We start from the raw sequence: 21,704 nt of genomic DNA, 5'->3' as shown, positions 1-21,704 counted from the left end.
GTTATCGGGCATAAATGAAGAAACTTCAATAGCAAAAACAAATATCTGCTTATTTTTTACGCATTAGCTGCTCCAGACTACCCGCACCATCCTGCTACAAATCTGCACCCAGCTTTGGCAATTCATGTCAAAAATGCAGTCAATCAAGCTGCCTGATGCACATATTCCAGTAAAGTCCGGGATATTCATCTTTCTATTCTTGCATGAATACTCAAGAATAAGACGTGTTGACACACCTGAGACCGGCCGGACCTCATCAACATTAATATCATAAATTAACAATATGACAAATGGAGAAAAGCAATGAATTTTGGTGACAAGTTAAAACAGATACGGACCGGGAAAAATTGGACGCAGCCACAAATGGCAGAAGTATTGCAAATAGAGCAATCTTATTTATCCAAACTGGAAAATGATAAATGCCTGCCGTCCGCCGAAATGTTTCAAAGCATTTTGCAGAAACTCAGTATCTCAAGTGCCGAGTTCCTGGCTGATCTGGACAAGTCTTTATTGCAAAGTGAATTAAAGCTCATCCCTGAAGTGGCCACTTACCTCAGCCAGTCACGGCAATCACGTATCAGTATCATCAAGACTTATTTATTTGTCTCTGCCCTGATATGTCTGCTGGGCATCAGCGCTATTTTTGCGGCCAAACGTGAAATCTTTTTTAGTAATTATGTGTATTCGTATGTGTCAAGCGGCGTGATTCTGGATGGCGAGCCTGAGAATGTCTTTCAAAACTACCGCCAGCTTAGCCAGATGAAGTTGGCCGCTGGCATACTTGACCTGACCCAAATGAACAAAGAAGTCTATGAGTTTGAAAGCAAGCGCATACGTCCAGAAATCATGGAAACTGACAGGGACCTCGGCAATGCATTTACTCGCAAGACAGATAAGGGGTATCGCAATTTCGTACTTAACGATACCCGTGCCAGAGTAAGTGCCGTCAGCAGCAACCGCTATCTGGAATTCCTGGGTGCGATGTTGCTGGCTTGTGGCTTGCTGGGCTTTGTCATTGAATGGCGCTTGCGCAAACTGCATCTGGCCTGAATATGTCACATAAGCGCGTCACATAAAGCTGTGTCACCTCAAGCCGCTTCATCCGTCACGGCATCAAACATGACCTGGTTCCTGCCCGCATGTTTGGCGGCATACAGTAATTGGTCTGCCCGTGTGCGCAGCATGTCGGGGGTGACATCGCCCCCCTGGTATTCAGTAATACCTATGCTGCTGGTGACAAACACTTGCGCTGCGCCTGAGATGATGCACTGGGCTTCCAGGCGCTGGCGCAATCGCTCCATGGCGGCAATCGCGTCGGAGGCGGTGGACTCAGGAAACAGGATGGCAAATTCATCACCGCCCAGGCGGGCCGCCTTGTCTATACCGCGTATGTTTGCCTGCATCAGGCTGGCAAAGTGAGCGAGTACTTCGTCACCGACCTGATGGCCATATACGTCGTTGACCCGTTTAAAGTGGTCAATATCTAGCAAGGCCAGGGCATATGGCCGCTTGAGGCGTTTGGCACGCTGATGCTCATCTGCCAGCATGGGCAGGAAGGCCGCGCGGTTGATGAGGCCAGTCAGGGCATCTACCTCGGCAGCTTGTTGCCATTCCTGGCGGGCCGCTTCTATGCTCAGCAATTGGCGGTTATGCAAGGCCACAGCCAGGATGGTGAAAGTGGTCGTGCAGACAAAGCACACCAGCATGAAGTTTGCCTCCACCAGATTGCCGCTCTGGAAAGGCCCGAGTTGCTGGCCCGTCATGGCAATGATGGCCACCATGCTGACAGCCACAATCAGGGTCACCAGGTTGAGGTTGACATAAAAAGCCAGCAGCAAGAGCACTGGCAGGATGAAATAGATAAAGCCAGGGTGGCCACGAAATGCAAGGTACAGCAATATCCCTATCCCCAGGCCAGTCAGTACCAGCCTTTGCACTTCCACCTGATGCAACTGATGGTCATCACGCCATGCCTGGTAGAGTGGATAAATCAGCAAGATGCCCAGGCTGTCTGCCAGCACCAGCATGCGAAAGAAATTGCCCGCTTCATCCCAGCGTATATAACCACCCACCGCCAGATTGAGGCTGATGATAAGGCTGCTGAGCATGGTCGGTATCAGACATACCTTGATGCCGAAATGCAACAAATCCTGGGCCTGTTTCAGGCCTGCAGGCAGGGACAGACGCATCATCAGCATCGCTACCAGGCCAGCCATGCCATCTGCCGAGGCAGAAATCAGGGTATATAAAATCGGGGAACTACGGTGCGCCTCGGCCATGCCGGGGTAATTGGCACAAAAACTGGCAAATACGACCAGAGGCAGGGCCAGCAAACCATGCCGCATGCACATCACCATGCCTATGCCGGACGCCAGCCACAAGAGCGTGATATTGCTGGGCTTGAGGGCAAATAACTGCATGCCTGTGCGTGCCGCCAGATAGTAGAGACCCATGCCAAACAGGGCCCAGGCCAGGTCCTGTAATTTTTTCTTGAAAGCCGGGTGTGATTGCCCATCCTGCCCGCCAAGGCTGGAAGCGGAGGATTTAAGCTTATTCACCATATTAGACATGGTTTGATAATACAATGTCGCCTATACCAACGAAAGACGAACATGTTTAACAAAAGTGAACTATTGCAAGCTGCCAATACAGCCCGTGAATCCGCTTATGCGCCCTACTCCAAATTCAAGGTCGGTGCTGCCGTTTTGACCAAGGATGGCAAGACTTTCCACGGCTGCAATGTAGAAAATGCCTCTTATGGTTTGTGCAATTGTGCAGAACGCACTGCCCTGTTTTCTGCCATTGCTGCTGGCTATCGCCCTGGTGATTTTGCCGCCATCGCCGTCACTGGTGATACCGAAGGCCCTATCGCCCCTTGCGGCGCTTGCCGCCAGGTCATCATCGAGCTGGGCGGGCCAGAACTGCCGGTGCTGCTGACCAACCTCAAAGGTGATCTCAAGACCACCACAGCAGGTGACCAGTTGCCGGATGCGTTTTACCTGAAGCCGGAATAATCTTCCAAGGTCCCGCACAAATCAATTGTGCGGGATTATTCATATCTCTATCATCTCCTGCATGAGCAAATCCATACTGATCATCGAAGATGAAGTCAGCATTGCCGACACCCTGGCCTACGCCCTGAAGACTGACGGCTTTATCCCGCAACACCTGAGCCTGGGCCAGCAAGCGCTGGAGTTATTGCGCACGACCACCACACCTCCTGCGCTGATTGTGCTCGACATAGGCTTGCCCGACATCAGCGGCTTTGATGTCTGCCGCCAGTTGCGCCAGTTCTCGGATACACCCGTGCTGTTTTTAACCGCACGCAATGATGAGATAGACCGCATCGTTGGCCTCGAAATTGGTGCTGACGACTATGTCAGCAAACCCTTTTCACCACGCGAAGTGGTGGCCCGCATACGCGCGATTTTGCGGCGTCAGCAAGGCAAGGTGCAAATGGCGGCAGATACTGCCACGCCCCGTTTTGAGCTGAAACCGCAAGAAGCACGCATCATCGCTTACGGCCAGACATTGAACCTGACACGCTATGAATACCTGCTGCTAAAGACGCTAATGGAAAGCCCCGGCCATTTGTTTTCACGCGCACAGCTCATGGAAATCGTCTGGACCAACGCGCCCGATACGCTGGACCGCACCGTCGATGCCCACGTCAAATGCCTGCGTGCCAAACTGCGCCAGGCACGTCTCAACAGCACCGGCGCGGCAGATGATGCCGAAGCCACGGACGAAGGCATCATCACCCACCGCGGCATGGGCTATAGCTGGTCGCCTGCATGAAGATAGGCCTGCGCATACTGCTGGGTTATTTCTTGATACTGGGCCTCAGTGCCTGGCTGATTTTGAATGTAGTGGTTGAAGAAATCAAACCCGGCGTGCGCGCGACGCTGGAAGACACTCTCATCGACACCGCGCAAATGCTGGCCACCCTGGTGGCTGACGATGTGGCTGCAGGCAAAGTCACCGACAGTGACTTGATGAAGCGCCTGCAAAACTATGCGCAACGCAGCATCGATGCCAACATCAGCGGCATACGCAAAACCAGCCTGGATTACCGCATCTACATCACCGATAAAAAAGGCATCGTCATCTTCGATAGCGATGGCAAGGACCTGGGCAAAGATTTTTCGCAATGGAATGATGTCAACCGCACCCTGCAAGGCAAATACGGCGCACGCAGTACCCGCAGCAAGGTGGCAGATGAAGGCAGCAGCGTCATGCATGTGGCTGCGCCCATCATGGACCATGGCAATATCATCGGCTCATTGACGGTAGCCAAACCCATCTCCACCATCAACCCGTTTATACAGCGCAGCCAGCGCAAGATACTGCAACGCAGTGCCTGGCTGTGGCTGGGTTCACTCCTGATAGGTCTGGGATTTTCATGGTGGCTCAACCGCACTTTGCGCAAGCTGCAAACTTATGCTGCCAGTGTAGAAAATGGCGAGAAGGCCAGCCTGCCAGAACTGGGCAATAATGAAATCGGCAGCCTCGGTCGCGCCCTTGAAGCCATGCGCGACAAGCTCGAAGGCAAGCAATATGCAGAACAACTCATGCACACCATGGCGCATGAATTAAAAAGCCCCATCGCCTCTATACAAGGCTCTGCCGAACTCATGCGCGAAGACATGCCCGCTGCTGACAGACAGCATTTCCTCAACAATATCCTCGAACAAAATTCACGCCAGCGACAACTCATCGACAAGCTGCTGGCGCTCGTCAAACTGGAAAAGCAGCAAAGCCTGGCCCACGTGCAACTGGTCAACATCCCGCGCCTGCTGGCCCTGATTGCCGAAGATGCCAATCCCAGGTTGCTGGCAAAGTCCCTGCAATTGAAGCAAGATGTGGACACCGCCATAACCAGCATCAGCGGCGATGAATTATTACTGCGCCAGGCCCTCGGTAATTTGCTGGACAATGCGATAGCCTTCTCCCCGGCAGGCAGCAGCATCCATATGCAAGCCCGTCTGCACATCAGCCCCCACAACGCCGACAACGCCGCGTCTGTACACATCAGCATCAGCGATCAGGGGCCGGGTATACCCGGCTACGCTCTGGATAAAATCTTTGACCGTTTCTACTCTTTGCCGCGACCTGATGCCGCCAAAAGCACGGGCCTGGGTTTGCCGTTTGTGCGCGAAGTGGCGCTGTTGCATGGGGGGAGTATCAGTGTCAGCAATCAGGTGGACGGTGGTGTGGTGGCAAGGTTTTGTTTAATGGTGTGACTCCTTCCCCTTCAAGGGGAGATTGATGGGAATTCGCAAAGCATGCTTTGCGCCATCAATCTCTAAGCAGCTTGCAAGCTGCGCAGTGGAATGGCGGCTTAAAAAAACACCACCCCACTTCACACAAACCACATCATCCCCGCACATTACTTTTTTACATTACAAGCTACACCATTACCGGAGCCTGTCATGCAAAGAAGTCTGTTATTCAAAATCGCCATCGTCGGCCTGCTGGCCATTTTGCTGTACGTGCCCCTAGGCATGATACAAGCCACGATCTGGGAGCGTATGCGTTACCGTGATGAGGCAGTGCGCAGTATTACAGCGGACTCTGTCAGTGAGCAGGTCATCGTTGGCCCTGTGCTGGTCGTGCCTTATACCGAATCCTGGGAAGATGAGAGTTTTGATGCAACGCTCAATAAAACCGTGCGCCGTCAGTTGTCTGCCAATAAAAAGCACTACATCTACCCGAACGAAATGCAGGTCATAGGTAATATCGATACTGACCAGCGATATCGCGGCATCCATAAAGTGCTGGTGTATACCGGGCACCATAAAATAACAGGTGACTTCATGTTGCCAGAATTGTCTGGCATGGTGCAGAAGGACAATCCCAAGGCCATCATCACCATGACGGAAACACCCTATATTTCCATGGGGCTCAGTGATACCCGTGGTTTGCAAAACTTCCCTAAACTCAAATGGGATGAGCAAAGTATAGAGTTCAAGCAAGGCAGCAAACTCAGTTCTTTTCAGCGCGGTATCCATGCGAAGCTGGATGGTGTCAACCTGGCTAGCGCAAAGCAAGTTAAATTCAAGATAGATTTGGATGTGGATGGCATAGAAAAACTGAGCTTTGCGCCCCTGGCAAAAAATAACCAGGTGACACTGGCATCAAACTGGCCGCATGTGCAATACGGTGGCCGCTTCTTGCCATCACCCAAAGGCAGGATTAATACAGATAAGAGTGTCAGTGCCAACTGGAATATCTCTTCACTGTCCAGCAATGCTCAGCAACAAATGACGCGACTCGAAAATGCCGGAAACGCAGTTAAAGTAGCAAGTGGTACAAACCTGAATGACGATGGCAGCCCCGCTTCATCGGCATCGCCTATCGATATCTTCAGTGTCTCTTACATCGAACCCGTCAACATCTATTCCCAGGCTGACCGCGCCGTCAAATATGGCTTGATGTTCGTGGCACTGACCTTTGCTGCCTTCTTTTTGTTCGAGGTCTTGAAGCAACTGCCTATCCACCCTGTGCAATACACCCTGGTGGGTCTGGCGCTGGTGATTTTCTTCTTGTTACTGGTCAGTCTCTCGGAAAAAATCAGTTTTGTGCTGGCTTACCTGACTGCCAGTGCCGCCTGTATTTTATTGATAGGTATTTATCTGGCGAATGTGTTGCGTGACTGGAAGCGTGGTTTTGGATTTGGCTGCGCGCTAACCGTCTTGTACGGCATCCTGTTTGGCTTATTGAATTCAGAAAACAATGCCATGATGATGGGCAGCCTGCTGCTGTTTGCGGTCCTATCGGGCATCATGCTGGCAACCCGCAAGGTGGATTGGTATAACCTCGGCAAACCTGCCACAGACAGCGCTTACGATCACGCATAATGAACCAGGCAATTTGATTTGATGGCTACAGAAGCTTGCACATTTGCAGACAGCATGTGCAAGCTTCTGTTTTTTTATGCATGGTCTATGGTCAGCCCGGCATTCCATTCTGCCAGCTGGCGCATCAGGGTTTCTGAATAATGCAGGCCAGCGCCAGACGTGGCATAGACCAGTCTGAGCAAAATGAAGTATTCACCAACGCAAAAACTCGCCACGGCAGGCAATTTGCTTTTGACCTGCTCAATAAAGTCCAGCAATTGCGCTTCTTCTGCCAGCCAGGCAGGCAAATTTGCCCCCGCCTGCTCTTCTGCCGCATATTCAAATACGCCAGTACACCATTGCCTGCTGCCGACCTGATTGACTGGCGGTTCAGCACCTGCCAGATTGATCGTCACCTGCGCATCCTCACCCCAGCGTTTGAGTGTCTTGCTGTTATTGCTGATGCGGGATACCGCACCATCGAGTTCTTTTTCATCTGCCGCCAGGGCAAACCTGTCGGCATCAAATTCTTCTCCCCCCACTTCAACATAAAAACGCAGTAATTTCATTCTTGCCCCCGTGTTCAGGATGTAAAAATGCGGTGCCATGTATTTTGTTATGGACCTGGCGGCTTGATGAACCGGCCAGGTCATTTTATTCTAGTCGCAATTAAAATTTTTGCAATTTTTAATCACCATGAAAGAAGATAAGCTGGCCAGGACATTCACCCGCCAGTCTGACTGACAGGACTAGAAACGCAAATCCTCAGTCTTGATCAGGCTGGCAAACAAGCCATGCAAAGTCATATTGTGATGCGCGATGATGGTATCGGCAGGCAGCAACTCTGTATCATTACAACTATGTGCATCTTCTACCAGGATGACCTTGAAGCCCAGCTCACTGGCGGCGCGGCAATTGGCATCGACGCAGTACTGGGTTTTCAGGCCGGTGATGATCAGTTCCTGTATGCCTTTCGCCTGCAATTGTGCCAGTAAGTCCGTGCCTTCAAAGCAGCTGGGTCTGGTTTTTTCAAATACGGTATCCCTCTCCATATCAATTTTCAGTGTGGGCATGATTTGCCAGTTGGCACTGCCTGCTTCTATCGGTGAGCCTTGCGGACCTGTGTGGCGCACGGCAAATACCGGTACACCGGCAGCATGCGCCCTGGTCAGCACAAGGTTGACGTTCTCCAACAGCTGTTCAGCGGCATGGATTGTGCGCCCACCCTGGAACAGACCCACCTGCATATCAATGACCAGTACAGCAGGCTTGTTATATGATTGTTGCTCCATCTTCATAACTCCTTTTTTCATCGTCAGATTGCCAGCGTACCGGCAAGAAAAAACCCCGCTCATCGCTGGCGGGGTTTGCTGTATCAGGTAGTTTTCTCACTACCAGTGATGTCTCAATCAAGCATATGCCAGCCAACCCCGCTGCTACCCGTGGTAGTCGCGGCAGCCACGGTAATCGTGGTGGTGAGGCTGGTCGTGGTGGTCAATTGAAATATCATGCGGGAGAGTGTAGTTATTGCAAAAGCAATAGTCAAGTACGGGGCATTTATTTTTTCAGAAACTGCGGATAGGCATTGATCTTTGCCTGCAAGCGCTGCGCCAGGCCAACATCGGCAGTCAGCAATTCATCATGGATGAGCTGTGCTTCATCGCGATAAGCCAGAATTTTTTCATTATCCCAGTAATGCGGCGGGTGATACAGGTTGGTGATGCGGTCAGCCATCTTGACCATCCAGATTTCAGCAGGTTGTTGCCGTATGCGGTCCAGGCTGTCGCGCATTTGCTCTGCCTTGGTCGGCAGTGCAGTATTCTTGGAAAGAGCTTGCACCCCATCGGCCACGGCCAGGCCAAATTCCTGCTTCAACAAATCGTAACTGGCACTGGTATCTTCTATGGTGTCATGCAAGAGTGCACATTGCACCGCCAGCGCCCCATCAGCCGTGGTATTGGTTTGCAAGGCCCAGATCACTTCCATGGCGACGCTGGCGATATGGTTGATGTATTCAATCCGCTCACCTTCCACCTTGCCGCCATAGGTTTGCCCACTATGCTGGCGCGATGAAAACGACCAGGCTTTTTCATAGATATCGGGGGTCCATGGATTCATTTTATCCCTTTCACAGTCCAGCTTCTTTTTGCCAGTCTTCTTACTGCGATCTGGCTGAACTACTGATTTTTAAAAATTGGGAGAACACTTGTCAAAAACCAGAATGTCATGCTGACATAAGGCTCAACAGATAAGCCGCAGAACGGGCTGGCGGGGTTAAATCAGCCCGGCTTTGCTCCGTGCTGTCAGACGTATTTTACTACGTTCTAATGGCTAAAAAATTTCAAAATAACAATATCTGGCATAAAAACATCCTCTTGTGGCAAAGCTGCAGCTTGCTGCAAATTTAATCAGGAAATGGGCTAGGCAAACTGAGAGCGGCTCATTAGAATGGCCGACCTTTCCAGACATGAGGCTTGCCATGTATCTGAAATGCACGGGGTGTTCTGAATGCTTTTATTTTCCAGAAAATTTTCTTTGCTATGAACTCAATGCTACCTGTCGGATGCCTGGCGGAGACAAGTCTGCACTCGATCATATTCCAATAGCAGAATTCGAGACTTACTTTGCGGCATTGGACATTTTGCATCCAAGCGTACTTAAAGAAGAATGCTGGTGTTTTGAATGTAATAAACCAAGCTGGGCAGAATACCTGCCTGATTTGCGGAAGTTCGACATTGCAGCCGGATTGCGCAAATGCTGGGATGGGGAAGCCAGTAAAGGTATCACAGACCGTTTACTGGATTTATCAGACCTGGAATTCCAGCGATTGTATAACTTGCGCTTTCGCAGACGTACCGCTTGCAAATGCCTCACTTGCGGAACGGACAATTACGTACGATTGGACCCAAGCATAAAATTGGAACACGAACAATGCTGGGGTAGCCCTCTCGAATTCGTACGAATAATAATGGGAGGTTCAATAGCACCAATTACCTACGCTTCTTACGACACAGAAGGGTACCTGGCCAGAGTCGACCTGGAATTTAAAATACAGAAATGGGTTTCAAACCGGGTATTCATCGATGTATACAACATGCCTGCCAATCAGGAAGCACTGCGAAACGCGGCATATGCTCTGGTCAGGGAACAAGGGCACGCCGCAATCAATTGCATAAAAGAATTACTGGATACAAATCATGCACAGGTATTGGGCATGGCTGGCATTATTCAAGCGACTGGCTACAGCATGGACATAGACGGTAGTCTTGCACTTGATTACTTGAAGCGCGCCATCTCTCTTGGTGACGGTATCGCTGCTTACAATTTGGGAAATTTCTTAAAAACCGGCCTACCCGGCATGCCAGCGGACGAAAAATCAAGTGCGCATTATCTGCATCTGGCAAAAGAAATGGGGGTGGATTTTTCACAGCGCAGATAAATAATATAGGGCGATATCGCGGACGTGATTTATGAAAATCGGGATATGTACTCGTTAAATATTACTCGCACCAAACAGCCTTGTGTCCATTTTTTTGCCCAATTGCTGCACTAAATGGGCAAAGCGAATTAGCACTAAGACGCAAATAGAACCGTAATATCAATGGAGAATACGTCTATGCTCAACTATCTTGGTAGTATTCTTAAATGCACCGGATGCGACAAGCAGTTTAATTTTGATGTGCCTGATTGTTACGGTTACTACAGCAATCATTCCAGTAATCTGACTGCGTTTTCCGACATTAATAATCCCCTGAATGATGTTACCGGGATTCGTCATTATTGTGAGGTGGACAGTATTCCTCTATTAACGTCGCCATGCTGGTGTTTGCACTGCAATACGGCCACGTTTATAGAGCGCTTACCTGATATTGACCAGTACATGAAAGCATCAGCCTTGCGACGTCTGCCCCAAAAAAAAGCAAGAAATCATGATATCTATGACAGCCTGCTCGAACTGGAAGATACCAGCTTTGCTTTGCATTATCAGTGGCGACTGCAGCGTAATACGGCCCCTACATGTCTGCGTTGCGGTCATAGTGCCTATATTCCCATAGATGAAAATAGAAAGGATACTGGCATTACGCATGAAGAATGCTGGAATAGCCCTATCGAATGCGTCTCACCGCTACGGTTTTCTATGGGACACATCCGCACATCTTGTTACTATGCTCTGGACGGAAAGCTGAACTCGCTGCATTTTGATGGCGCCGCTGTCATGTCCTGCATGACAGATCATCCATGCCAAACCGATTTGCGTGAAGCCGGATATGCGGTCATCAGGAAAAATTACGCAGCAGCGCTGGATATCCTGCAGTCTCTTGCCCTGGATGGCATACCTGCTGCCATGACAGGCCTGGGTACGCTTTACCAAACCGGCAGAGGTGTCGAAGCCGATGACAATATGGCGCGCCACTATCTGAACAAAGCACTGGAAGCAGGAGACGGTATTGCAGCAGCCAATCTGGCGATGCTATATCGTTTTGGTTCGGACAGTATCAATAAGGACGAAGAGGCTTCATGGTCATATGCCTGCATCGCCGGAAAAATGGGGATATTCCTGTGTTAGTTTTTTAGAGCGAATAAACAATGCAGCCCACTCACATCGCCACCCACCTGGTACGACGCCGCCGGTCTCGGAACATGTGGATGGCGGAATGCACCATACCTTCCGGGCTGCCGCTTTCCTGGTATTGCTGGCGCAGGTATTGTGCGTCATTGCCGGTGCGTGCCACTTCACTCAAATGCGTCAGGGCAGCTTCTGCCCCCAGGCTTGCTGCGTGGGGTTTTAGTCTGTTCAGGCTGGCCAGTATATCTTCACGCAAGACGGTGTTGGCATAGGTTTTGGGGTGCACGGTCACGCCATCAAAACCAAAGCGGCAAGCCTGAAAGCGGTTGTAGTTATAGACGAGGTAATCGTCTTCTTCTGGCGGTGGTTCGCGCCTTTCCAACAGGTAGGCACACAGGGCTTGGAGATAGGCGGCCAGTGCTGCTGCTCTTTCCACGCTTAGCGGGGTATCGCAGACGCGTAATTCTATGGTGCCATATTCTGGCTTGGGGCGTATGTCCCAGTAAAAATCTTTCATGCTTTTGACGACACCGGTTTTTTCCATTTTGCTGAAATAGCCATGGGCAAACTCATCCCAGCTCAGCAAATAAGGTGCACGCCCGGACAGGGGGAAAGCATACACAGAATTAAGGCGGGCAGAATTAAACAGCGTATCACCGCCTTGTACATAGGGTGAAGAAGCAGACAGGGCAATGAAATGTGGCACATAGCGGTTCAGCGCATGCAGCAGGAACAGGGCATCATCACCGGAAGTGCAGCCTATATGTACATGCTGGCCAAAGATGGTGAATTGCTTGGCCAGGTAGCCATACAGGGCAGACACTTGTTCAAAGCGTGGTTTGGAAAATATCTTGCGGTCTGTCCATTTCTGGAAAGGGTGAGTGCCACCACCACAGATGCCGATGTTGAGCACGTCGGCAGCATGTACCAGGGTGTCGCGTATTGCCAGCAATTGCTGCAAGATGCCCGCATGCGTGGTTTGCACATCGGTGCAAATTTCTATCATGCTCTGGGTAATTTCTGGCGTCACATTGCCAGGGAATGGGCGCTTGGCCAGCAAGTGCAAAAGATCAGGGCTGGCAGCAGTCAGGTCAAAGTCAGACAGGTTGACGAGTTGCAATTCAAGCTCTACCCCAACCGAGAGCGCATCTGACTTGTTGAAGTCTTCAAGTGGCATCATTGCTCCTGTTCTTCAGGGGTTTCTTTGGCGAGATACAAGGCCAGCTGGGTCAGGATGGGGCCTGCAATTTCCAGTATCAGGGTCATGGCAACCAGAGCATACCATTCATTGGTGGTGGCGATACCCAGGCTGTTGGTCTGCTCAAGATTAAGGATGAGAAAAACAGAAACCGGTGCCAGCCCCAGGCCACTGAGCAAGCCCTTGCGCATGGAAATGCCGCTGGCCGGGGCCAGCAAGGTAGTGACGACGATCTTGCTACCCAACCGCATGACCAGCAACAGGCTACCCAGCATCACGCCTGCCAGCACCTGCGTCCAGGCCAGGGTGGACGCCGCAAAGACGAACAGCACCACCGCCAGCAATTCACCGAGGACGCCAAAGTTTCTTTGCGTGCGGCCCAGGCTGATGCGTCTGTGCCTGGCAACCAGGCCAAAGCTCAGGGTCGCCAACACTGGCGACAGGCTGCTGGCATGACTCAACGCCACCAGCAGGATTACCGCAAAGGCAAAACCCAAGGTCGCATCCTGTGCCTGCTTGCCACGCCAGCGCAGTATGGTGGGCAGCAAGATGCCAAATACCGTGCCTGCCAGCACAGAGGCACAAGCCACCAGCATGACGTGCAAGCTCTGGGCAGAGGCTTTCAGGAAATCGCCCGGTGTTTGCATGGTCCAGTAGACCAGGATGAGCTTGAAGACAAACACGGCCAGCACGGTGTTGATGGCAGTCAAATGCAGGATGCGTTCGCTGACCTGGCCTGAGCTGCGCTGTTCATTAATCACGCGTATGACCGCAGCGGGCGAAGATGACATGGCCAGCGCGGCCAGCAGCAGTGACATCAGTTGCGTACTGCCATACCAGAGCGCCACGCAATACACGGTGGCAAACGTGGCCCCCGCTTCCACCAGTCCGGTGATGGCAATCCAGGGATTGAGGCTGAGCCAGCGCACATTGATGCGATAGGCAAATTCAAACAGCATGAGACCAAATGCGATATTCGCCAGCAGCACCAGGCTATGGTTATCCAGCGGCGATAAATAGGTTGGGAAAAGATTCACCAACGCAAAGCCAGTCAGTGCATACACACTGATGCGCGGCAGATGCAAACTGCGATTGACTATATCACCCAGCAACCAGGCCGCCGCAACCACACAGGGCCAGGCCATCTGGCTGATATTCATGGAAAACTCAGTCATGCTGCCTCCTCTATGCTTCTGCTTGTTTCTTGTAGAGGTTGTTGCGAAACTAACATGGCTAGGCGCCCCCGGCTAGGCGCACCGACGCAGACAGTACTTTAGTACGGCAAGGCGGTGCAACAACGCCAGGTTAATTTCGCAACGGCCTCTAAAGTCGGGTTTCTCTGGCGGCGCGCAAAAAACTATCTAATATAGGCGTGCAATCAAGCAGATCGCTCTGCCCTGTCAAATGAAACTCAGGATGCCATTGCAGGCCAACCACGAATTTTGCTTTTTGATAGCGTATCGCTTCAACGATGTTATCTACCGGTGATAGGGCCTCTACTTTTATATCTCTCCCCAGGTTCTTGATGGATTGATGATGGATGGAATTGACCCTGGCAACGACATCTGCAGGAAACAGCTTGGCCAGAGAAGATTGCGGTGTGAACTGCAAATCATGGCCATGCTGGTCATACAGATCATTGACATGGGCAATGGCACCGGGCACTTCAGTGACGATATCCTGATGCAGGCTGCCGCCGAATGCCACGTTCAATAACTGGCAGCCACGGCATATGCCCAGCAAGGGTTTGTCGGCCTCGATGAACTCATGCAAGAGTTCAAGTTCATACATGTCGCGGGTGCGGTCACCACTCCATTCAGGGCGGGTAGATTGCTGCGAATAAGTCTCCGGTGCTACGTCAGCCCCGCCCTGCAAGACCAGACCATCGAGATGGCTGGCATAATCGCGCAAGCGTATATTGCTGGGCCTGATCAAGCCATTGGTATTGACAGAGGGGATCATGAAGACCATCACATCGCGCGCCATGACCCATTGCGCTATCGACTCTTCGAGATATTGCAAAGTCTTGCTGGACAAGCCTTTGGCACCAGCCTGGGGGTGAAATATTCTGGCGGATACACCTATGCGCAAAGTGCGGTGGGTAATACTTTTTGCCGTGCGTATGGAACTGGCGCGCAAGCGTGCGCTTACTATGCGTAAAAAACTGCGCCAGGCTGACTCTTCCAACTGGTATTTGGCTTGCAAGGGAGGAACTGTGGAAGCAGTCTTTTCAGGCTCATGCACTGGCGGCAAAGCTTGCGCAATGTGGCTGTCTTCAGATGCTGGCCTGGTTTTGTCGTCAGTCATGGTGTTTATCCATTGCTGAAAAAAGGAACATCAAGTACTTACAAATTCTGTACATCCACAGACTTTATCTTCGCCCTCTCATGCAGGCAGTTTATCTTGTTCTTGCTGCTATCAATGTGGTCTGACGAACAGAACTTCTTGGTGCAAAACCAGCCAGTGAAGGCTGCAAATAATTTATATCAAGAAATTCCTCAGGTGCAAGGCATAGAGCGCGGTCCTTAACATATTAGCAGATTGTCAGCAAACATCTACTTTTATACTGGCCTCGCCCCGGCTTGCCGCCAGTTGTTGCTATTTGAGGCGCGGTGCCTGGCCATCATCTGGCGTCATGGCACCCGGATCGATATTCCCAAAGAAGATGGACAAGTCTGCAGCCGGTTTAAAATTAAGCAGGCGTAGCTGCAGTTTTGTAGGTGAGATGCGTTTGAAATCACCTGGAAAGCACAGGGTAATCAATTCCTGCGGATCTTCCTTGTTCAGGTTCAGGGTAAAGTCTTCTATGCCATTTTTCCAGGTATTACCAGTCTTGAGGATGTAATCAACCACGGTATTGGTGACACGTACATTGTCCTTGTCAGTGGCATGCAGTTTGTGCCAGGAATCAAGATAAGTTTTATCTGCACAAAAAGGCTTGACCTGCTTATCCATGGAACCCGATTCTGAGGGGCCGCCAGAACGAAAAGGGGCATATTCATGGTGTACATGTATGCTTTTCCCTGCCGGGAAATGTTGTTGCCATTGGTAAGCGATGCGCACTGTCCAGCCTGGCACAGGCGTACCGAAATCCTTTAAATAAGCTTGCTTTTCCAGTAGCGCCATTTGCTTCTTAGTCAGCGGCTTAACCTTGACCCTGAATGGGCTGTAGAACGGGTAGAAAGCGATTTGCTCATCGCTCAAGCCTATCTTCCTGAGCTCGGCAGTAATGTCTTCTTTACCGTTTCCTGATGCGAATGCCTGTACGATGGTTTTATAGCTCACTGGCTTACCGTCAACACGGATGGAAAAACCATTCGGCTGCCCGGAATGGCGCGGAGCTTGGTCCTGCTCATAATCTGGCAAGGGGAAAAATATGGTTTCCGTTATATCGGCATTTGATTCATTAAGGAATTCATAGTCAACCGATATTTTCTTCCAGCTGATATTGAGTACCTCCTTCTTCATGGCGATGTCGTCAGTTTTCCTGAACACGACGCCACCTACAGCCAGTGAGCCTATGCCATCATTGGCAATTGCCTGAAATGAGGCGAGTGCTAACAAGGAGAATAGCCAGATTTTTTTCATATCATTTTTATACAGTTCAAATTTATAGCAAGAACATCAAAGCCGCCACTGCCGTCGGCGGCAAAGCGCCCAACAGCAAGCCTAGTGCACCTATCGATTCATCATTGAAACCTCGCTTCAACAGGGCCACGCCAGCGGGGTTGGGGGCATTGGCGATCACGGTCAAACCGCCACCGGCCACTGCGCCTGCTACCAGCAGGTATTTGGCTTGCTCACTCAAACCGGCGATCAGTGAACCAAGATAAGTCAGCGCAGCATTGTCGGTAATGGCTGTCAGGCCCAGGGCTGCAAAAAACAGGGTATGCGGTGCCAGGCTGGCGACGATGGGTTGCAACCACCATTGCTGCATGCCACCCAATACAACCAGGCCAGCCAGAAAGAAACCAACCAGCAAGCCTTCTTTCAAGATCAATGGGCTTTGGTGGCGCTCATAGGCCTGGGTATAACCCATGAAAAACAGGAAGAGGCCAAGAAAAAATACTGGATGATGGGCGAACAGGACCACACCCGCCAGAAAGGCCAGATGGATCAGGCTGACGATGAGCGGTACTGGTTCGGCTGGTTTGGCTTCATCCGGCGCATCTGCTGTTCCTGTAGCGATATGCTTGCGCAATAACAGCGTAACGATAGTGGCATTGAACAATACTGCGACAGTCGCCTTCCAGCCAAAGGTCGCCAGCATGAAGGCGCTATCCCATTGCCAGGCAGCAGCGACCATCAATACAGGTGGTGCTGCAAAGGAAGTCAGCGTACCGCCGATGGACACGTTGACAAACAATACACCCAGAGCTGCATACTTCAGCCACTCTGGCATGCCCTGGCGAAAAATTTTTGGCGCCAGCATCAGGGCCGCCAGTGTCATGGCGGCAGGCTCGGTGATGAGAGATCCCAGCAAGGGCACCACGGCCAGACCAAACCAGACCATGGCAATGGTATCAGGCACAGGAGTAAAGCGCGCCAGGCCCTTAAGAACGCTTGCAACAAGCTCCAGCACAGGGCGCGAGGCAGCGACTACCATGACGACAAAGACAAACAGGGGTTCGGTATATTGGCGCGACTCGGCATAGCTTACCGCTGCATCACCGCCAGATACCAGGGCCATGACAACGATCAGTACAAAGGCCCAGAAACCAAACACTACCTCGACTTCTCCCAGCAAATGAAACAGGCCAGCATGTGCCGCATTTTTATGCGCCAGCACTTCAAAAAACTTGGCACTAAAAGTATGCAACAAGGCCAGACCAAAGATGACTGCACCTAGCGTGTCCATTAAATTCATCACTGTTTTCTTTCCTCGAATATGGATACATATCTTACACGAGCTTATGTGAGCTTATGCGGGATTTCGATATAAAGCGGTGTAAGATGGCCGATATTGCTTTCCCCCTTTCTTCTCTTGTCGCCTGAGATGAAGCTGTCTCACGGATGCAACCACACCCTGCCCCCACCTACTTATGCATAGATTTCGACTACCGTTTTTTCTCGCCATTCTGGCCGGACTGTTTTCCAAAAACACCCATGCTGCATGCGCAGACGCCTTGCTGGGTGACTTTGCCAGTGAAAAAAATGGCCCTGCCATCATCAGGATAGAAAAAGCAGGTGGTGAACTCACTTACCGCATGCAAACTGAAAAACAGCAGTGGGATGCCAATGTCAAAAAAAGCGGCGTCGTCAGCCCGGACAAACTGGCGCAGTTGCTGAAAGATGAAAGCCTGCTCAAGACTTCATGTGCGATATGGGTGGACAGTGGTGTGCTGATGAAACTGCCGGTGGGAACTGCCTTGCAAGTCAGTACGGCCACTCAAAAATCTTATATGGCCAAAGAAGCGACGACAGGCTATGTCTACTACATCATGCAAGGCTTCATGCTGGAAGCGATAGACTTGTATCCGGTTGCTGCCAAAGGCATATCTCCCGCCGCACCTGAGCCTTTGAAGAAAAGACCAGAGGGCAAAGAAATACCTGATGCTGCGGCAATATGCCCGGGCAAGAGACTGCCAGACATGGAGCAGGCTGCTTTTAATAATTTGCGGGCCAGTACCAAAGACTGGTTTAGGAAACGTTCACCGCAACAGCAACTGGAATTCATCTGTGGCCAGTGGCTGCATGCAGAAATGCTGAGATTTCCTGGCATGTCGGCAAAAGATGAAAAGACAAGAACTGCCATACTGGAAAATTTCCTTGAACTGCTGCAGGCAGGCCAGATACCACGCGATGAAAATGGTGAGGCGCAATGGCTCAATGCCGGGATAGCACTGCTCAAGGGCAATCATGACTGGAACACAGTCGTGGCTTTACAAAAAGAGTTTTATGACTTATTCGATCAGGCTGTCTTCCCACATCTGACTGTACCTGCATCGCATGAAAACAGCTATACCAATACTGAATTATTGAAACTGACGCGCTTTATGCCAGCAGAGCAAGCCCTGCGTGTCTTAAAAAAATTCAATGAAAAAGGTTTCCTGGCCAAGTCTCAAGAGAATCCCGAGAACAGGCCTTACACCATGTCACCAGTGGCTATGGAGTTACTACACTTCCATCCTGACCTGGGTACAGTACCAGCACCTGTCCTGGATTTTCTGTTCTCACAGGCAGGGGCAGATGCAGCCAATGACAGGGAGTTGATGCGCAATGCAGTAAGCACAAAAAACGCAGATGCAATACAGCAGTTATTGAAACGTGGTGCAAATCCGCTGGGTAGAGAAGTTTTATCGCGTGCCTGGAATACACCTGCCTACCCCAGCTTGCTGGCAGCAGCGCTGACGCAGCATGCTACCGCCAAAACCAACACCCTCTTGCCCCAGATTGAAGCTGAAGCCGTTCTCAGCCGCATACTTGCCACCCGCGATTATGAAAAGAAAATTGCCTGGCAAGAAGTGGATTTTTTGGTCAGCGCAGGTGCAGATATCAACCATCTGTTTGAGCAGAACAAGCCAGAGAACATCGGTGTCTATGCACACATGCGTCCCGTAACGACCATGCAATTGATAGAACACGGCCTGCGGCTGGACAAAAACCATGTGTACGATGACGGTAAATACAAGACTTCAGGCGAACTACTGCCTTTGTATTTGCGCTTTGAAGGATATGAGCCACATCGTGAAGACCTGATACGCGCCATGCTCAGCAAATACAATAATGTGAATACTGCCTCAAGGTGTCCAAATTGTCTTCTGGTCTATCCACTGGATATGGTGATCAAATCCGGGCGTGCTGATCTGGTAAAAACCTTACTTGAATTTGGTGCCAATCCAAACAACGTCAACAAGGATGGTTCATTAAGTTTTTGGCAGGCAATCATCAAGAATCAGATCGATATGCTGGAGATGATGGCAGCCTCCACATTCAAACTCAATTTGCATGCTCTTGATAACAAGGGTATATCGATACTGGCCTGGGCCAATTGCCTCAAGGCCGATGCAGCGGCGGCCTGGTTAAGCAAGAATGGCGCGCCGGAAATTGGCCGCGAGATTTGTGCCAAGCTTCAGTAGATTATCCCTCATTTCAATTTCACTGCCTGACACAACCACTCCTTGAACTGGCGCGCCTCTTCTCTTAACAAGACCTCGGACGGGTATACCAAAAAATAAGCAATACCCGTCTTGATGCTGGTCTTGAAGGGCATGATCAATTCATGATTTTTTAACTCTTCCCTGACCAGGGTTTTTCTGGCGAGGGCAATGCCGTGGCCACGTTTGGCGGCATCCAGTGCACCATTGGAGTCGGCAAAGACGGGGCCGCTATTCCAGCGCACATTGTGCGCTTCAGTCGCCTCCAGCCACAAGCGCCAGTCTTGCTGATGCTCGTCATGCAGCAAGGGATAGTCACTCAGTTCATCGACGGACTTGAGTTGTTTGCGATTTTTCAGCAAGCGCGGGCTACATACCGGCTGCAGTGGGTCGTCTATCAATATTTCTGATGTCAGGCCAGGATAATTTCCCAGCCCATGCCTGACGGCGAAATCAACATCATCACGCGCAAAGTCGGCCAGGCGGTTGGTGGTGCTGATACGGATATCCATCTCAGGATGCAATTGATTGAACTGCGGCAGTTGCGGCATCAGCCATTGCATGGCAAAGCCCGGCGTACAACTGACAGTGATCTTGGGTAAAGCGCGTTGCTCTTGCAGACGCCTGGTCGCTTCTTCCATCTGCCTGAAAGCCGTGCGTATGCCCATGAAATAATGCTCGCCTTCCACAGTCAGGGCAATGCCGCGCTGGTCTTTTTTAAACAAGGGTATCTGCAAGAGATCAGCCAGCTTGCTGATTTGCTGGCTGACCGCGGCTGGCGTCACATTCAATTCATGCGCTGCATTTTTGACACTCAAATGACGACTGGTGCATTCAAAATATTGCAAGGCTTTCAATGGTGGCAAGCGATTCATGACGATTTAGTTTTTCTAATCAAAGTCGATAAATGATGAATTGTTATTACTACTGATTTAATGATTTAATCAATACGTCCCTGTCGCCAGGAAAGGGAAAGAATAACTTAATCAAGTGTAGACCAAAAAAACACTTATTCACAGCTTGCTTCACAAATCAATGACAGAAACAACGGGAACAACAGGAACAATATGAAAACCACAGACACTCTGCGGCTCATCAGCCTTGCCGCAATTTGGGGAGCGAGTTTTTTATTCATGCGCATGATCGTGCCTACGCTGGGTGCCATGCCTACCGCTTTTTTCCGCGTCCTGTTTGGTGCGGCTGGCCTGGCCGTGATTTTGCTGCTGATGCGGGTACGCTGGAATTTCAACAACAAACTGGGCGCTGCCATGATGCTGGGCGTCATCAATTCTGGCATCCCCTTTGTCATGTTCAGCCTGGCGGCCAAGGCACTGCCTGCGGGATATTCTGCGATTTTGAATGCCACGACGCCACTCATGGGCGTCATCATCGGTGCCCTGTTTTTTGCAGAACGGCCAGGCATCTACAAAATGCTGGGCGTATTGATAGGCATTGCCGGTGTTGCCGTGCTGACCTCGACCGGGCCAGTGCAGTTCAATGCAGCGCTGTTGATCGCCGCTACAGAATGCTTGGTGGCCACAGCCTGCTATGGCCTGGCGAGTTTTTTGACCAAGAGATGGATATCCGCCAGAGGTGGCTTAGATAGTAAGCTTGTCGCTTTTGGCAGCCAGCTTGGCGCTGTCGCCTTGCTGCTGCCATTTTTTTCGTATGGCGCATTCACCCAGCCACCTGCGTCCTGGGGCGACAGTCACTTATGGCTGACACTGGCAGCCCTGGGCCTGGTATGCACCGCGCTGGCTTACATCCTGTATTTCCGCCTCATCGCCGACATAGGCCCGGTCAAATCACTGACGGTGACTTTCCTGATCCCACCCTTTGGCGTATTGTGGGGAGCACTATTCCTGCACGAAGACATCACTCTCGCCCACCTCACTGGCGGTGCGCTGATAGGTTTGGCGGTGTGGCTGGTGCTGCGGCCAGAAAAGCCACGTGTTGCTTAAGGACAGGAAATCTGCTGGCCATGCATGTCTCTCCTGATTAAG

Annotated in this window: 19 protein-coding genes; 9 read left to right on the top strand and 10 right to left on the bottom strand. The window is 51.0% G+C overall.

What is annotated here, in order from left to right:
- Window positions 1–303: 303 nt before the first annotated feature.
- The gene (locus DFR42_RS24570) at window positions 304–1,050 is read left to right on the top strand and encodes a helix-turn-helix domain-containing protein (protein ID WP_110257704.1); all 747 of its coding nucleotides are present in this window, start codon (window positions 304–306) and stop codon (window positions 1,048–1,050) included.
- 38 nt (window positions 1,051–1,088) lie between these two features.
- Here DFR42_RS24570 and DFR42_RS24565 read toward each other — a convergent pair whose 3' ends face one another.
- Window positions 1,089–2,558, bottom strand: a complete 1,470-nt coding sequence (locus tag DFR42_RS24565) for a GGDEF domain-containing protein (protein WP_170133666.1) — start codon at window positions 2,556–2,558, stop codon at window positions 1,089–1,091.
- 21 nt (window positions 2,559–2,579) lie between these two features.
- Between DFR42_RS24565 and DFR42_RS24560 the strand changes: the two genes are divergently transcribed.
- The 4 genes from DFR42_RS24560 (at window position 2,580) to creD (ending at window position 6,860) form a co-directional block, all read left to right on the top strand.
- Window positions 2,580–3,014: a cytidine deaminase gene (locus DFR42_RS24560; RefSeq protein ID WP_425450903.1), complete on the top strand. Its 435-nt coding sequence runs from the start codon at window positions 2,580–2,582 to the stop codon at window positions 3,012–3,014.
- A gap of 61 nt (window positions 3,015–3,075) precedes the next feature.
- Window positions 3,076–3,798 (top strand): two-component system response regulator CreB, encoded by a 723-nt coding sequence (gene creB, locus DFR42_RS24555; protein WP_110257701.1) that lies wholly within the window; start codon window positions 3,076–3,078, stop codon window positions 3,796–3,798.
- Entirely contained in the window at window positions 3,795–5,243 is a 1,449-nt protein-coding gene (creC, locus tag DFR42_RS24550; RefSeq protein WP_110257700.1) for a two-component system sensor histidine kinase CreC, read from the top strand. Before creB ends, creC begins: the two co-directional genes overlap by 4 nt.
- Window positions 5,244–5,432: 189 nt before the next feature.
- On the top strand, window positions 5,433–6,860 hold the full coding sequence (gene creD / locus DFR42_RS24545) for a cell envelope integrity protein CreD (protein WP_110257699.1): 1,428 nt from the start codon (window positions 5,433–5,435) through the stop codon (window positions 6,858–6,860).
- A 74-nt stretch (window positions 6,861–6,934) separates the two neighbouring features.
- Here the strand turns inward: creD and DFR42_RS24540 are convergent, their stop codons facing one another.
- From DFR42_RS24540 to DFR42_RS24530, 3 genes are all read right to left on the bottom strand, one after another.
- Window positions 6,935–7,408, bottom strand: a complete 474-nt coding sequence (locus tag DFR42_RS24540; RefSeq protein WP_146218962.1) for a hypothetical protein — start codon at window positions 7,406–7,408, stop codon at window positions 6,935–6,937.
- 180 nt (window positions 7,409–7,588) lie between these two features.
- The gene (locus DFR42_RS24535; protein ID WP_110257736.1) at window positions 7,589–8,131 is read right to left on the bottom strand and encodes a cysteine hydrolase family protein; all 543 of its coding nucleotides are present in this window, start codon (window positions 8,129–8,131) and stop codon (window positions 7,589–7,591) included.
- Window positions 8,132–8,396: 265 nt separating this feature from the next.
- Complete coding sequence (locus DFR42_RS24530) at window positions 8,397–8,957, bottom strand: HD domain-containing protein (protein ID WP_110257697.1); 561 nt, start codon at window positions 8,955–8,957, stop codon at window positions 8,397–8,399.
- Window positions 8,958–9,216: 259 nt separating this feature from the next.
- On the opposite strand from DFR42_RS24530, the gene DFR42_RS24525 reads away from it, so the two are divergent.
- Window positions 9,217–10,278, top strand: a complete 1,062-nt coding sequence (locus DFR42_RS24525; protein ID WP_146218961.1) for an SEL1-like repeat protein — start codon at window positions 9,217–9,219, stop codon at window positions 10,276–10,278.
- Between the two features lie 441 nt (window positions 10,279–10,719).
- Window positions 10,720–11,406, top strand: coding sequence for a tetratricopeptide repeat protein (locus DFR42_RS24520; protein WP_170133665.1), 687 nt, complete (start codon window positions 10,720–10,722; stop codon window positions 11,404–11,406).
- A gap of 31 nt (window positions 11,407–11,437) precedes the next feature.
- Here the strand turns inward: DFR42_RS24520 and DFR42_RS24515 are convergent, their stop codons facing one another.
- The 5 genes from DFR42_RS24515 to DFR42_RS24495 all read right to left on the bottom strand — a co-directional run bounded on the left by DFR42_RS24515 (window position 11,438) and on the right by DFR42_RS24495 (window position 17,471).
- Window positions 11,438–12,583, bottom strand: a complete 1,146-nt coding sequence (locus DFR42_RS24515; RefSeq protein WP_110257694.1) for a YbdK family carboxylate-amine ligase — start codon at window positions 12,581–12,583, stop codon at window positions 11,438–11,440.
- Complete coding sequence (locus DFR42_RS24510; RefSeq protein ID WP_110257693.1) at window positions 12,583–13,779, bottom strand: cation:proton antiporter; 1,197 nt, start codon at window positions 13,777–13,779, stop codon at window positions 12,583–12,585. The genes DFR42_RS24515 and DFR42_RS24510 overlap by 1 nt, the downstream gene beginning before the upstream one ends.
- Before the next feature lie 148 nt (window positions 13,780–13,927).
- Window positions 13,928–14,911, bottom strand: a complete 984-nt coding sequence (locus tag DFR42_RS24505; RefSeq protein WP_110257692.1) for a gamma-glutamyl-gamma-aminobutyrate hydrolase family protein — start codon at window positions 14,909–14,911, stop codon at window positions 13,928–13,930.
- Window positions 14,912–15,202: 291 nt separating this feature from the next.
- Window positions 15,203–16,192, bottom strand: a complete 990-nt coding sequence (locus tag DFR42_RS24500) for a DUF4424 family protein (protein ID WP_110257691.1) — start codon at window positions 16,190–16,192, stop codon at window positions 15,203–15,205.
- Between the two features lie 22 nt (window positions 16,193–16,214).
- Entirely contained in the window at window positions 16,215–17,471 is a 1,257-nt protein-coding gene (locus DFR42_RS24495; protein WP_110257690.1) for a putative Na+/H+ antiporter, read from the bottom strand.
- Window positions 17,472–17,646: 175 nt separating this feature from the next.
- On the opposite strand from DFR42_RS24495, the gene DFR42_RS24490 reads away from it, so the two are divergent.
- A complete protein-coding gene (locus DFR42_RS24490; RefSeq protein WP_110257689.1) occupies window positions 17,647–19,683 on the top strand; it encodes an ankyrin repeat domain-containing protein in 2,037 nt (678 codons plus the stop codon).
- 8 nt (window positions 19,684–19,691) lie between these two features.
- Here the strand turns inward: DFR42_RS24490 and gcvA are convergent, their stop codons facing one another.
- The gene (gene gcvA / locus DFR42_RS24485) at window positions 19,692–20,576 is read right to left on the bottom strand and encodes a transcriptional regulator GcvA (protein ID WP_110257688.1); all 885 of its coding nucleotides are present in this window, start codon (window positions 20,574–20,576) and stop codon (window positions 19,692–19,694) included.
- A 192-nt stretch (window positions 20,577–20,768) separates the two neighbouring features.
- On the opposite strand from gcvA, the gene DFR42_RS24480 reads away from it, so the two are divergent.
- Entirely contained in the window at window positions 20,769–21,662 is an 894-nt protein-coding gene (locus tag DFR42_RS24480; RefSeq protein WP_110257687.1) for a DMT family transporter, read from the top strand.
- The last annotated feature ends 42 nt before the right edge of the window (window positions 21,663–21,704 follow it).

The organism is Undibacterium pigrum (genome assembly GCF_003201815.1).
GTDB classification, from domain to species: Bacteria; Pseudomonadota; Gammaproteobacteria; order Burkholderiales; family Burkholderiaceae_D; genus Undibacterium; species Undibacterium pigrum.
Note: the sequence above shows the minus strand (reverse complement) of the source record. Positions and strands in the feature narration are given on the sequence as shown.

What these genes read in the sequence shown, in the direction of transcription:
- DFR42_RS24520 (WP_170133665.1), top strand. Translation starts at nt 10,720, where the DNA reads ATGAAAGCATCAGCCTTGCGACGTCTGCCCCAAAAAAAAGCAAGAAAT.
- DFR42_RS24530 (WP_110257697.1), bottom strand. Translation starts at nt 8,957, where the DNA reads ATGAATCCATGGACCCCCGATATCTATGAAAAAGCCTGGTCGTTTTCA.
- DFR42_RS24570 (WP_110257704.1), top strand. Translation starts at nt 304, where the DNA reads ATGAATTTTGGTGACAAGTTAAAACAGATACGGACCGGGAAAAATTGG.
- creD (WP_110257699.1), top strand. Translation starts at nt 5,433, where the DNA reads ATGCAAAGAAGTCTGTTATTCAAAATCGCCATCGTCGGCCTGCTGGCC.
- DFR42_RS24535 (WP_110257736.1), bottom strand. Translation starts at nt 8,131, where the DNA reads ATGGAGCAACAATCATATAACAAGCCTGCTGTACTGGTCATTGATATG.
- DFR42_RS24495 (WP_110257690.1), bottom strand. Translation starts at nt 17,471, where the DNA reads ATGAATTTAATGGACACGCTAGGTGCAGTCATCTTTGGTCTGGCCTTG.
- creB (WP_110257701.1), top strand. Translation starts at nt 3,076, where the DNA reads ATGAGCAAATCCATACTGATCATCGAAGATGAAGTCAGCATTGCCGAC.
- creC (WP_110257700.1), top strand. Translation starts at nt 3,795, where the DNA reads ATGAAGATAGGCCTGCGCATACTGCTGGGTTATTTCTTGATACTGGGC.
- DFR42_RS24515 (WP_110257694.1), bottom strand. Translation starts at nt 12,583, where the DNA reads ATGCCACTTGAAGACTTCAACAAGTCAGATGCGCTCTCGGTTGGGGTA.
- DFR42_RS24510 (WP_110257693.1), bottom strand. Translation starts at nt 13,779, where the DNA reads ATGACTGAGTTTTCCATGAATATCAGCCAGATGGCCTGGCCCTGTGTG.
- DFR42_RS24540 (WP_146218962.1), bottom strand. Translation starts at nt 7,408, where the DNA reads ATGAAATTACTGCGTTTTTATGTTGAAGTGGGGGGAGAAGAATTTGAT.
- gcvA (WP_110257688.1), bottom strand. Translation starts at nt 20,576, where the DNA reads ATGAATCGCTTGCCACCATTGAAAGCCTTGCAATATTTTGAATGCACC.
- DFR42_RS24480 (WP_110257687.1), top strand. Translation starts at nt 20,769, where the DNA reads ATGAAAACCACAGACACTCTGCGGCTCATCAGCCTTGCCGCAATTTGG.
- DFR42_RS24500 (WP_110257691.1), bottom strand. Translation starts at nt 16,192, where the DNA reads ATGAAAAAAATCTGGCTATTCTCCTTGTTAGCACTCGCCTCATTTCAG.
- DFR42_RS24505 (WP_110257692.1), bottom strand. Translation starts at nt 14,911, where the DNA reads ATGACTGACGACAAAACCAGGCCAGCATCTGAAGACAGCCACATTGCG.
- DFR42_RS24490 (WP_110257689.1), top strand. Translation starts at nt 17,647, where the DNA reads ATGCATAGATTTCGACTACCGTTTTTTCTCGCCATTCTGGCCGGACTG.